Below are 12,044 nucleotides of genomic sequence, written 5' to 3'. Positions count from 1 at the left end.
TATGTCATGCTTCACCGAGTGTCGACACGGTATATGGTCCCGCTGCCGTAATCGGCGAGGTAGAGTTCCCCCTCCTCGTCCTCGCCGAAGGTCGAAATGGCGTAAGGCGTGTCGGCCAGAAGTTTCGTCTCCCATTTCGTTCCGACCCTGCGCAGCCCCCAGATGCGGCCGCTGCAGAAATCCCCGTAGAAGTAGATCCCTTGCAGCTCCTTTATCCTGCCGCGGTAGACGTAGCCGCCGGTAACGGAGCAATCTCCCTTGCCGTGACGGTAGACCGCGACCGGCATGGTGAGGCCGCTCTTCTTGCACTTCGGTTTGCGGAAGCAGCGGTCACCTTCCATGATGTTCCAGCCGTAGTTCGCGCCGGCACCGGAGCCCGCAGGCTGAAAGTCGATCTCCTCCACTTCATCTTGCCCCACGTCGGCTATGTAGAGATCACCGGTGCCACGGTCGAAGGAGAAGCGCCAGGGGTTGCGCAGACCGTAGGCCCATATCTCGTTGCCGAAGGGATTTTTAGGAAGCCGGTAGGCTGCCGCTCCGGGAGCCACGTCGATGCGCAGGATTTTCCCGAGCAGGGTGTCGAGCCGCTGGCCGTTGCCGTGCGGGTCGCCGCCGCTGCCGCCGTCACCGGTGCCGATGTAGAGGAGCCGGTCCGGACCGAAGGCGAGCTGGCCGCCGTTGTGGTTCACGTACGGCTGCTTGATGGTCAGGATCTCCCTGCGGCTCCCCGGATCCGCCGCGTCCGCGTCTTTGCCCGTCTTGAAGCTCGCCACCACCGTATTCCCGATGCCGGTCCGGTTGGTGTAGTCGACGAAGAAGGTCTTTGTCGTGGCGAAGTCCGGGGGGAAGGCCAGGCCGAGAAGCCCCTGCTCGCCGCCGGATTTTACCAGTGTGTCGATGTCGAGAAACGGCCTCGCGAGCAGCTTGCCGTTTTTGACGATCCTGACCTTCCCTTTCTGCTCGAGGATGAAGAGCCTCTTGCTGCCGTCCTTGGCGCTGACGATCGCCGTCGGCTGCCGGAGCCCCTTTACCACCGGCGTCAGGGTTATCCTGGCGGGGAACCCGGCATCGGCGGCGCAAGCTGGAGAGGGGAGGGGGACAAGGGTGCAGCAGACGAGGAAGCGGACGGCGGGGTTCTTCCAACTGAACATGGGGCACCTCCGGCGTAATCTGCGGAAAAGGCATGGAAAACCTGGCAAATTATATCGGCGCGACCTTGGTTGTCCATGGCAGGGGGGCGCGGCTCATGAGCTACATTTGAATTGATAAAGGTTGGGGGCGCATGTTATGCTGCGTTGCCTAAAACTCATTGGAGCTGGGAGCTGTATCGTCCCGCGACCGGTGCGGGAACCTTGAATACGTCTTGGAAGAGTTTGAATTGGAGGGAGCTATGTCCACACCGCTCATCGCAGTAGCGGCTATTCTGGCTGTCTTTGCTCTGGTATTGATTCCGTTGATGATGATGAAGGGTGGCGAGGAGGAGAGCCACGCCCAGCAACAAGACCATCCCGCCCATCAGGGAAGAAGATTCACGAAGAAAAAGAAGAAGAGGAAGTAGGATTGGGGCGGAGTGACGCCCCTCTCCCATAGGGAGAGGGGATTGTGAGTTCTGGGGGGAAGATCTGGCGCCGTTCCGGCGGGATCAGCGTGCGATGGCGCTGAACTCGACGCGGCTGCGAACGGCGGCTTCCTTCTCGGGCGCTTTATAGATATCACCGCTCCCCTGGAAGAGCTTCTCCGCCGGAAGCCCTCCCTTGGACACCAGGTAATCGACCACCGCTGCCGCACGCTCGCGGGCGAGCGACTGCAACTCGTTCTCGCCGACCACCGTGTTGGCGATGATCAGCTTCTTCATCTCGTTGTCCGGCAGGTCCTTCACCATGCCGAGGGCGTTACGCGGTTTCGGGAACTTCTCCTTCTTGTAGACCGCCTTCAGGAACTTGCCGTACTCCTCCGGCGTCACCTGCACCGTCTCGCTGTTCTCCCCTTCTTTGACCTGCTGTTCCTTCACCAGGTAGAGGAACTTCTCGTTGCGCACCTTGCGCGCCAGGAGTTCCTGCCGGTATCCCTCCGGGTCCCTCCCCCTGTCGACGAATCCTTTTATCTCCAGCTTGAGCCCGGGGCGGTCGGCGACCACCTTGGCCAGATGCGTCAGCTTCTTCGCTTCATCCGCTGTGAGCGCGCTGGAGCCCGGCTCGAAGCCGACCATGCTGAAATCCTGCCCGCCGCCGCCGAGCGAAGAGAGCAGGGCAAACGGCGAGGTCGCCGCTTTTACCAGCAGGTTCTTCAGCACTTGGCCGATCAGACGCCAGACGCTGAACTGGGGATCGTCGGTGTGCCCGGTGACCGGGAGATCGAGGTGTATCTCGCCGTTTCTGTCCTTTAAAAGCGCGATGGCGAGCCTTACCGGCAGGCTGGTCGCCTGGTCGCTCTCCACCTTCTTCCCGAAGGTGAACTGGTCGATGAAGACCTTGTTCTCGGAGGTGAGCTGCTTTTTCTCGATGAGGTACTTGAGGTCGAGAAAGAGCTTCCCCTTGTCGATGGCGTAGCCCAGGTAGGTGCCGGAGTAGGGGGTGGCCGGGGCCAGTTCGATGTCGCGGAAGGATATCTTCAGGTCGACGAAGAGGTCGTCCCGCAGCGGGTTGAGCCTCCCGGAGATCTGCATGGGCGAATGGTTTTCCAAGTTGCCGCGCAGGTCGACGTCGGCGAACTTGGAGGCCTCCGAGGTGAGCCCGCTCACCCTACCCCCCAGGTTGTAGAAGGTGCTGTTGAAGGTCTGCGGGAGGTGGTTGTCCGTGAAGGCGAGCGTGCCGTTTTGAATCGTTACGCTCCCGACCGAGATCTGGCGCTGGCTCGCGGGGGGCGCTGCGACGGCGCCGGGTGCGGCAACCGGTACTGTGGCGGGAGCCGCCTGCGCTGCGGGAGCCGCTGGGGCGGCCGGGGCTGCCGTCTGCGCTTCCGGCTCCTTCCTGACCAGGTCCTGCAGGTTGAGAGTGCCGTCCTTCCTGATGATGATGCGGGAATAGACGTCGTTCAGCGCAACCTCTCGGATGCTCAGGGTAAATGGGGCGAAGGTTCCCTGGAAGGCGTCGAACTGCAGGCTCTCCCATTTCAGCAGGTCCTGATCGCCGGTGAGGTCGATGCTGTGGAAGTCGCGCACCCCGGCGTTGCCGCGGAAGCTCCCCACCGCCTTGCCGTCCTTGAGGGCGAGATCGAGGTCGACCGACGTATCGAGGTTTCCGCCGATGACCGAGAAGTTGAAGGTCTCGGGGAAGTAAGGCTCGAAGTCGCTGATCGGCAGTCTGCTGATGCCGATGTTCCCACGGTAGCGGAAGGGAGCCGGCATGAGGGTGCCGTTGGTCCTAAGCGTGGCGCCCTTGCCGTAGGTGGTGGAAAAGCGCAGGGGAGACGGCTGGAACTTCGGTCCCTGAAGGTTCGCGAGGGTCAGGTTCGCGTTGCGCAGCGTGAAGCGGGGCGGCTCCTCGAAGGTCTTGTCGGTGAAGGTGACGTTGAATTTCTCGAGCCTTGTCTGCTTCACCACATAGGAAAAAGCCCTTCCCTTCGGCTCTGCCTTGGCCTTTTTCGCCTTGGACGCGGGTGCCGGGGCTTGGGCGGTTGGCGCCGGGAAGAGCGACATTATGGAGAGCTTCCCGTCCGCTTCCTTTGCAAGGGAGATATTTCCCTGCGCCAGACGGAGTTCGCCTATCTCGAGGCGGTTCTCCTTCTGGCGGAAGCTTGTTCCGGATACCTGCAAGAGGGCCAGGTCGAACCCTTCCTTTCCGTAGCGCGCGGCAAGGCCTGCGACGGAGAGCTCCCCCTTGTTGAGGGATAACCCCTCTTCGGCACGGTAGCCGAGTTCCGTGCTCAGGCCGAGCGTCCCCTTAAGCGGCGCGGTGAGGTAGGGGCTCAGGTAGGGCCAGATGCGCTGGATTTTGAGTCCGGTGAGGGCGATGGATGACGTGACCGCGACGGGGGAGGCCGAGAAGGTCCCCCCGGTCTTCAGCGCGGCTTCGCCGTCCGCTTTGAGGGCGAGCTGGTACTCGGCTTTCGCCCCCGGAGCGGTGCTGAAGTTTTTGGCGGCGAGGTTTATCTCGGAGATGTCGGTGCTGAAGCCCCCCTTGGGGAGTTCGTCCCGGAAGTGAACCGTCGCATTGCCAACTAAAAGGGAAGGAAGCACTACCTCGGTCTTTTCGGCAGGTTCGGCCGCTTTCGGTTTGTCTCCTTCCGGCGCGGACGGCCCGAGCCGGGAGAACATCCATGCCCCCTGGCGGTCCCGCTCGACGAATAGTTCGAGCCCCTCGGCCGTTATCGAGTCGAAGTGGAACTTCCTGGCCAGTACCTCGAGGGAGGCGGCTTTCACCTCCAGCGCAGGGACGCGTGCGAGCGGCTTCTTGCCGGGAAGCTCGATGCTGACGGCGTCGAGCCTGCTCGTTCCCTTTAGCAGCAGTTCAGGTTTCTTGTCGGCCGAGATGCGGTAGGCGATGTCCAGATCGACGGTGAGCTTGCCTGAGGTCAGCTCGGCCGGGGGCTTCACCGGTGCGTAGGCCAGGTACTGCGGCAGGTCGAGCCGTTTGAGTCCCACGTGAACCGAGGTTTCCAGCGACTTGCTGAGCGGCTTAAGTTTTCCCGTGAAGGTGAAGGGGGCGCCGTTCACCTGCGCCGATATGCGCGGGTCGATGTATTTATCGGCGAGGTAGGGGCTGTTGCTGATGAAGGGGATGTCGACGTTCAGCGCCCGGACCGTGTGTTTTCTCCCGCCGCCGACGATGCGGTCGTCGAAGTCGACCGAACCGTTTCTGATGCTGATGTTGTTGAGCGAGAAGCGCGGCGTGCTTCCCTTTTCCTCCTTCTTCTTCGGCTGCCTTTCCAGGATGTCGGTGAAGTTGAAGCGGTTCGGGGCGTTGCGCACCAGGTTCACCGTGGGGGTGTCGAGGGTGACCTCGGAGAGGATGAGGGCCCTTCTGAAAATGGATGCCGGCGACAGGGACGCCTGAAGGCGCCGGAAAGCGACGAAGGGATGTCCCTCTTTCTCCGCGATGGCAAAGCCCTCGACCGTGGCAGTCAAAGTGAAGGGGTTGAAGCTCACCGATTCGATGCGCGCCTTGCGTCCGGTGCTCTCTTCCAGAGCCTCCACTGCTTTGATCCTGACAATTGTGGGCAGGATGGCTACGATGAACAACAGCAGGAAGGCAAGGACGGCGGATGTTATGAGAATGTATTTTTTGCGTGACACAAGAACCTCGCTGCAACGCGTGAAGATGGGAACCGTCTACAACAAAAGTTAGCACGTTTTGAGTCAAAGCGCACGACTGAGTGGAAAGGAAAAAGAACAAATAAGAACTGAGCCGCCGTGAGAGACGGATGCCTGAGATACTTCCAGCGCCCTTTGGCATTGAATGTTGCCGGCGGATGGGGTAGAAAGGAGCTGCCTCAGGGAGGGGCTTATGCGGTTTCTTACCATCCTGTCGGTTGCCTTTCTCGCTTCGCTCTTAAGCTCGATGAGCGGGGCGGGTTCGGCCATGCTGACCACGCCGGTCTGGCTTGCGCTCGGGTTTCCCCTGCCGGTCGCCATCGCCTCGAACCAGTTGAACGGGGCGGCCTGGACTCCGCTGGCGGCGCGAAACTACCTGAAGGGGCGCCCGGTGGACTGGGCGCTGCTCCGGATCATGGTCGTCTGCGGCCTTGCCGGCGCGTGGGTGGGGACCCTCATCGTGCGGGGGATCGACGCCGCCCTTTTGCAGCGGGTCATCGGGAGCATCATCCTGCTCCTCGTCGCGGTGGTGGCGTGCAACCCGGCACTTGGGCGCAGCGAGGGGGAGCCGCTTCTGTCGCGCGGGGTGACCGGCCTGCTCGCCTTCCCGCTCGGCGTTTACGAGTCCTTCTTCGGTTCGGGGAACGGGCTCTTCACCTCGATGCTGCTCGCCAAGGGGCGCGGCCAGACCCTGGTCGCCTCGCTTGGCTGTTATTACGCCATCGCATTTTTCTGGAACTGCTTCGCAGTCGCCCTCTACAGCGCCGCCGGCTTCGCCGATGCGAGGCTCATGCTCCCCTCGACGGTCGGCTCGGTGTTCGGTGCCTACCTTGGGTCAAGGCTTGGGCGGCACAAGGGGCATGACTGGGTGCGGGGGCTTTTCGTGTTGCTGGGCGGGGTGCTGGGGCTCAAGCTCGCGCTCGGATGGTAGGGGCGCTGCCGCGCCGGGGAGGAAGATTGGGAACGGGAAACTTGACGATACGCAAGGAGCGGCCGGAGGATGCGGCGGCCATCACACGGGTGGTCGAAGCGGCCTTCCACAGCCACCCATACAGCAACCAGACCGAGCACATCCTCGTGGAGCGGCTGCGCTCGGCGGAGGCGCTCAGCATCTCTTTGGTCGCCGTCCTGGACGGTGCGGTGGTCGGGCACATCGCCTTTTCCCCCGTCACCATCGACGGCAAGCCGTGCCGCTGGTTCGGGCTCGCACCGGTCTCGGTAGAGCCGGATCACCAGGGGGAGGGCATCGGCTCCATGCTGATCCGGGCGGGGCTCGCACAGCTTGAGCGCCTTGGCTGCGACGGCTGTGTCCTCTTGGGCGAGCCGGCGTACTACGGGCGCTTCGGCTTCAAGGTGCGTGACGGACTCACCCTGCCCGGCGTCCCTCCCGAGTACTTCCTCGCGCTCCCCTTCCGCGCCGAGGAGGCGGCCGGCGAGGTCGCCTACCACGACGCCTTCGAGGTCTGCGGCTGACCTGCCGCTATTGTGATACCACGGGAATGCGCAAGATGAAGGTGGTCCCGACGCCGGGCTCGCTCTCCACCTCGATTACGCCGTCGTGCTTCTTCACGATGTCGTAGACGATGCTGAGCCCTAGGCCGGTGCCGGTGCCGACCGCCTTCGTGGTATAGAAGGGATCGAAGATGCGCTTGATGCGGTCGGCGGGGATGCCGCAGCCGGTATCGGAGATCTCGACCCTTATCATCCCTTCCTGCAGGCCGGTGCGCACCGTGATCACGCCGAACTTCTCGATCGCGTGGGCGGCGTTCACCAGCAGGTTCATGAACACCTGGTTCAACTGACCCGGGTTGCACAGGGTCCCCGGGATCTCCCCCAGCTCCTTCCTCAGTTCCGCCTTGAATTTCAGCTCGTTCCAGACGATGTTGATGGTGCTCTCGAGCCCCTCGTTCAGGTTCGCCACCTTCAGTTCGGATTCGTCCAGCCGGGCGAAACCCTTGAGCTCCTGCACGATCCTCTTCACCCGCCCGGCCCCCTCCTGGCACTCCCCGATCAGGTGTTCCACGTCCTCCATGACATGGTCCACCTTCAGGCCCCTGCGCTGCTGCGCGACCTCCTCAAGCAATGCACTGCCGTCCCCGTCGCTGAGCATCCTGCCGAGCGCGTCGTCCTGCACCTTTATGAAGCCGGTGAGCCTGTCGGCGTACTTGCCGAGCGTGTTCAGGTTGCTGATGATGAAGCCCATCGGGTTGTTGATCTCGTGGGCGACACCGGCGGCCAACTGCCCTATCGAGGCCATCTTCTCCTGTTGCAGCATGTGCGCGTGGGTCTGCTGCAATTCGGCGCTGGCCCGCTCCAGCTCGCTGGTCCGGTCCGCCACCCGCTGCTCCAGTTCGGCGTTCAGCGTCCGGATCGCCTCCTCCACCCGCTTTCGTTCCGAGACGTCTTCCACGACGCCGTCGATGTGTCTTATCCCGCCGCCGGGAGAAAAGCTCGCGCGCACGCTGAGCCTCACCCAGCATTTCGAGCCGTCCTTGCGGTAGAACTCCACCTCGTACCCCTTGACGGTGCGCCCCTGTGCCAGCTCGGAAAGTATCCGTGTGCGCTGCAGCGGATCGACGTAAAGCTGGCGGGCTATGTCGGTGACCGAATCGATCACCTCTTGGGGTGCGCGGTAGCCGAGGATCTCGGCCAGGGCGGGGTTGCAGTTCAGGAACCTCCCTGCCACGGTGGCCTGGAAGATCCCCTCCGTTGCGTTCTCGAAGATGCCGCGGTACTTCGCCTCTGCCATGCGCTCCTGTTCCAGCGCCCGGGCCGTGTTGGCCAAAAGGATGTGGTTTTCGATGCTTGAGGATAGGAGCCCCGCCAGGTTGCCGATGCCGAGCAGCGCCAGTTCGCTGCCGCTGATCCTGCGGCAGAAAGGGAACTGCTCTGCGGAGTTGCCCACGGCAAGGAGGGCTACGGGGAGTTCGTGAGATCCCAGGGGGTAGACGAGGTATTCCGTTACCTGCATCAGCGCCGCGAAGCGCCGCAGCAGCGGATCCTCGCTCTCTTCGAGGCAGATCAGGAAGGGGGCGCCCCCGTACAGTGGGGCGAGCAGCGGATCGTTCCCGGGGATGGCGAGCCGGCTTGCGGCGTCGCTCTCTTCGGCGTGGTAGTAGCCGTCCCACGCGTCGGCGCGATAGCACCCCTCGTCGGCGTCGAGTCTGCAGAAGACGACCCTCTCGTACCCTAGGTTGTTGATGATGAAGTCCGCCGCCGAAGCGAATATTTCCGAAAGATCCCGCAGCCCGTTCAGGTTGCGGTTGAACTGGTACAGCTCCTGGTACTCGCGCAGCTGCGCGTCGAGCTGCTCCTGGTAGCGGTAGAGTTTCCCCTCCGCCTTCACCAGTTCCTTCACCTGCTGGGCGAGCGTTTCGTTCTCCCGGCGCAGGAGGGTCGTCTCGTCATCCGGTGGCGCGGCACCGGCCGGCATCTGCTGATCCCTTTCCATCAGTAGACGGCCGCCACCACGGCGGTGAAGTTGTGGAAGCAGTTGTGGCGGGCGATGGGACCGATCTCGCCGTAGGTGTAAAAACCGATCCAGGGGACCTCGTCCGGAAACTCACCCTGCAGCGACGACAGCAGCTCGCTTTTCTCGCTTTCGCGGAACACCACCTTGCCGCGTCCCACGCACTCGAAGTGGAGCACGAACTTCGGCACGCTTTCCGGCCGGGGTCTCAGTTCCCTGGAGATCGCGCCGAGACCGGCGGTGATGAGTTCCTTGTCGCGGCGCATGATCCAGAGCTCGGTTCCGGGGGTGACCTCCGACTGGATGATCACCTCCCCCGCACCGTCGTTCTTCCCGGGCATGTAGCGGATCACGTACTCCTCGTACCCCTGCCTCATGTGCTCGGGCGTCTTGAAGCCGAGGCAGAGGTTCAGGGACGACTTGTTCCACTGCGTCATCCAATCCGGGTCCAGGTACTCCTGGAGCGCCTCCAGGGCGGGCCTGCCGTCGATCTCCTGGATCACGTTACCGGCGCAGCGCGTGATGGTGCGCTTGCTCCCGACCGGAACGCAGCCGTGGTTCACCCCCCAGACGATGTCGGCGGATCCGGACATGAGGACGGCGACCATCCCCCCGGTGAAGACCGCGTCGTTGTGGTACTGGTAGGTTGCGTGGAGGGCCCAGTTGTCGGCGGCGAGCCCGCCGAAGACCGGGAGCGGTTCCTGCCGCCCCATGGTTCTTTCGAAGGAAGAGAGAAAGGGGTCGAAGTTGAAGACGAGGCCGTCGGCAAAGAGCAGGCAGGCCCGGGTGTCGGATGCGGCGAGGGGCTTGAGCGTTGCGGCAAGCTCCTCACCCGCCGCCTCGGCCCGCCCCTCGATCTCCTTCATGTGTGCGCCATGGAAGCGGATCTCATCGGAGGCGATGGTCATGACGCAGACGCCGAAGTTGGACTCGATGCAGGTCCCGCGCGTGATGATCCCCTCGCCGGAGCAACCGCACAAGAGGGCGTCGCCGGTCGTCTCCCTGATCGATGCGATAAGCTGGTGCTGGTCGTAGCCCACGGTGGCGAACACCAGGACGAAGTCGGGCGTCGTCACCTTCGCCTGTTCCAGGGCTTTCCGGGCGGCCTCTTTGCCGGCCGCCGACGGATTCCTGTTGCTGCTGAATCCCACTCCCGCGCAGGTCCCCATACGCTTTCCCCTCACTCTGCGGCATGCAGTTGCCGATGCCATCTCATCGGCTCATTAAGGCAAAAGCTTTAGGGCAACTCTGCGCCTCACCCACCTTGCGCTTTGGCGTGGTACAGGTTGTTGAGGTACTTCTGCTCCTGCGGACTCAGCTGCACCGCTTTTTCGAACGCGGAGACCGCGTCCCTGAAACGTCCCTGGTTCGCGTATATGATCCCCATGCTGTTGTAAATCTCGGGATTTTCCGGCTGCAGGTCGGCCGCAGTCCGCAACTCCGCCATCCCTTCTTCCTGCTTTCCGTTCATCCCGAGCGCGAAGCCGAGGTTCTTGTGCCCTTCCGCGGAGCGGGGATCGTATTTCACGGCGAGACTGAACTCCGCGATCGCCTCTTTCATCAAACCCTGGTTGGCGTAGAGCACGCCCAGGTTGTTGTGTGCGTCGGGGTATTCCGGGTCGACCTTGAGCGCGAGCTGCAGCTCGGAGAGCGCCTGGTCCGTTTTCCCCTGTTTGCTGTAGGCGACCGCCAGGTTGTAGTGCGCGTACTTGTTCTCCGGGTTCCCCTGCAGGGCGGCCCGGTACTGGGTTATCGCCTGTTCCACACCTCCCGTCTTCTCGTAGGCTGCCCCAAGGTTCCTGAGCGCCTCCACGTTCCCCGGATCGAGCTTCAGGGCGGTCTTCAGTTCGCTGGCCGCCTCGTCGTTGCGCCCCGCCGCGAGGAGCGCTATGGCCAGGTTGTTGTGGGGGCGCGCCTTGCCGGGTGCCTTCTCGGCACAGTCCCGCCACAGGCTGACCGCACTCCCCCAGACCAGGTTGCGTTGCCAGGTGGAGACGGCGAGCACGAGGACGACGATACCGACCGCGGCGGCAGCGCTGCGGTGGGATAGCCGCGCGAGCAGGGGGGCGGCAAAGGCTGCGGCGACGAAGAAGATCCCGACCGAAGGGAGGTAGACCCTGTGTTCGAAGATGACGTCCCGGATCGGGATGACGCTCGACTCGACGCTCAGGGTGATGAAGAACCAGAAGATGCCGAACCCGGCCAGCCGCTGCCACGGCGCGCGCGACGAGCGTCGGTACAGGTAGACCCCGGTCCCGGCCAGGGCCAAGAGCAGCAGGAAGGAGAAGAAGACCCGGGGGGCGAAGAGGGTGTGGAAGACGGGGTAGTCGTAGTCGAGGTTCTGCCCGACCGGGATGAGCAAGAGCCTCAAGTAGGTGGTGATGACGCTGAACTGGGTGAGCAGGTAGTCCCCCCGCGAGATGCTGGTCGTCTCCCGTGCGAGACGGTCCATCTCCCCCAAGAGCTCTCCTATCGGTCTGCCCGACTGCATGAGCCCGAGCGGTACGACGAGCAGGGTCGCCGCGAGCGGAAGCAGCAAGAGCAACCGTTTCCGCGACGGGATCCCGAAGAAGGAGATCTCGTAGAGCACGACGGTCAGGGGGAGGGTGAAGGCGATCTCCTTGGTTTTCATCGCCAGCAGGGCGCAAAGGAGAGCGGCCAGGTAACAGGCGACGGTACGCCCCCGCGCCACCCCTGCACCGGATTCCTGCCGCAGGCGCGCCGCGATGTAGCAGGTGAGCGAGGCGAGGTAGAAGAGGGTGGCGAGCGAGGCGAAGCGCTGCACCACGTAGGTGATCGCCTGCGTCTGGATCGGGTGGGCGACGAAAAGGAGGGCGGCGATGAGCGGCGCGAGTGTTCCGGGGTGGATGCCGCGGCCCGCGTCTTCCGCTCCCGCGGTCTTGAAAAAGGGTGTCTGCTGCGTCAGGCGCACGAGGAGGAAGACGAGTGCGCCGTTCAAAAGGTGTACGGCGGTGTTGACGATGTGGTAGCCGGTGACCTCCAGCCCACCGGCGCTGTAGTTCAGGGCGAAGGTCAGGTACCCGATGAAGCGGCGCGGGTTGTAACGGTAGCCGGTCCCGTCGAAGAGGAACGAGGCGAGGTTCTTGATCACCGGGTTTTCGGTGATGGAGCCTTCGTCGTCGATGACGAATGGTGCATGGAAGGTGTTGCTATAGGCCAGAAGTCCCACGAGGGCGATCAAGGCGAGCTGCAGCCACGTGCTGTTGCCCAGGATCTCAAACGGCGGGCGCCTTACCCCCGCCGCGGGACTTTCCTTTTGCCGCGTCTCCTGCCTTGCTGCTCTCTCTTTCCCCATTGGAACAC

The 12,044-nt window shown here is 63.3% G+C and carries 8 protein-coding genes; 3 read left to right on the top strand and 5 right to left on the bottom strand.

Going from position 1 to position 12,044, the window contains the following annotated elements:
* Positions 1-11: 11 nt before the first annotated feature.
* Positions 12-1,151 (bottom strand): PQQ-dependent sugar dehydrogenase, encoded by a 1,140-nt coding sequence (locus tag D6Z24_RS14580; RefSeq protein ID WP_129127325.1) that lies wholly within the window; start codon positions 1,149-1,151, stop codon positions 12-14.
* Between the two features lie 239 nt (positions 1,152-1,390).
* Here D6Z24_RS14580 and D6Z24_RS21660 point away from each other — a divergent pair, with 239 nt between their 5' ends.
* A complete protein-coding gene (locus D6Z24_RS21660; protein ID WP_198419368.1) occupies positions 1,391-1,558 on the top strand; it encodes a hypothetical protein in 168 nt (55 codons plus the stop codon).
* 84 nt (positions 1,559-1,642) lie between these two features.
* On the opposite strand, the gene D6Z24_RS14575 is transcribed toward D6Z24_RS21660, so the two are convergent.
* Positions 1,643-5,233, bottom strand: coding sequence for a DUF748 domain-containing protein (locus tag D6Z24_RS14575; RefSeq protein ID WP_246014677.1), 3,591 nt, complete (start codon positions 5,231-5,233; stop codon positions 1,643-1,645).
* Positions 5,234-5,444: 211 nt separating this feature from the next.
* On the opposite strand from D6Z24_RS14575, the gene D6Z24_RS14570 reads away from it, so the two are divergent.
* Positions 5,445-6,182, top strand: a complete 738-nt coding sequence (locus tag D6Z24_RS14570; protein WP_162605147.1) for a sulfite exporter TauE/SafE family protein — start codon at positions 5,445-5,447, stop codon at positions 6,180-6,182.
* Between the two features lie 41 nt (positions 6,183-6,223).
* Positions 6,224-6,724: a GNAT family N-acetyltransferase gene (locus D6Z24_RS14565; RefSeq protein WP_162605146.1), complete on the top strand. Its 501-nt coding sequence runs from the start codon at positions 6,224-6,226 to the stop codon at positions 6,722-6,724.
* A 7-nt stretch (positions 6,725-6,731) separates the two neighbouring features.
* On the opposite strand, the gene D6Z24_RS14560 is transcribed toward D6Z24_RS14565, so the two are convergent.
* The 3 genes from D6Z24_RS14560 to D6Z24_RS14550 all read right to left on the bottom strand — a co-directional run bounded on the left by D6Z24_RS14560 (position 6,732) and on the right by D6Z24_RS14550 (position 12,036).
* On the bottom strand, positions 6,732-8,702 hold the full coding sequence (locus tag D6Z24_RS14560; protein WP_129127321.1) for an ATP-binding protein: 1,971 nt from the start codon (positions 8,700-8,702) through the stop codon (positions 6,732-6,734).
* Positions 8,702-9,889, bottom strand: coding sequence for an FIST signal transduction protein (locus D6Z24_RS14555; RefSeq protein ID WP_129127320.1), 1,188 nt, complete (start codon positions 9,887-9,889; stop codon positions 8,702-8,704). The genes D6Z24_RS14560 and D6Z24_RS14555 overlap by 1 nt, the downstream gene beginning before the upstream one ends.
* A gap of 86 nt (positions 9,890-9,975) precedes the next feature.
* Positions 9,976-12,036, bottom strand: a complete 2,061-nt coding sequence (locus tag D6Z24_RS14550) for a tetratricopeptide repeat protein (protein WP_162605145.1) — start codon at positions 12,034-12,036, stop codon at positions 9,976-9,978.
* Between the last annotated feature and the right edge of the window lie 8 nt (positions 12,037-12,044).

The sequence above is a fragment of the Geomonas oryzae genome (genome assembly GCF_004117875.1).
Classification (GTDB): domain Bacteria; phylum Desulfobacterota; class Desulfuromonadia; order Geobacterales; family Geobacteraceae; genus Geomonas; species Geomonas oryzae.
The sequence above is the reverse complement of the archived record's forward strand: the minus strand, read 5'-3'. Positions and strand labels throughout refer to the sequence as shown.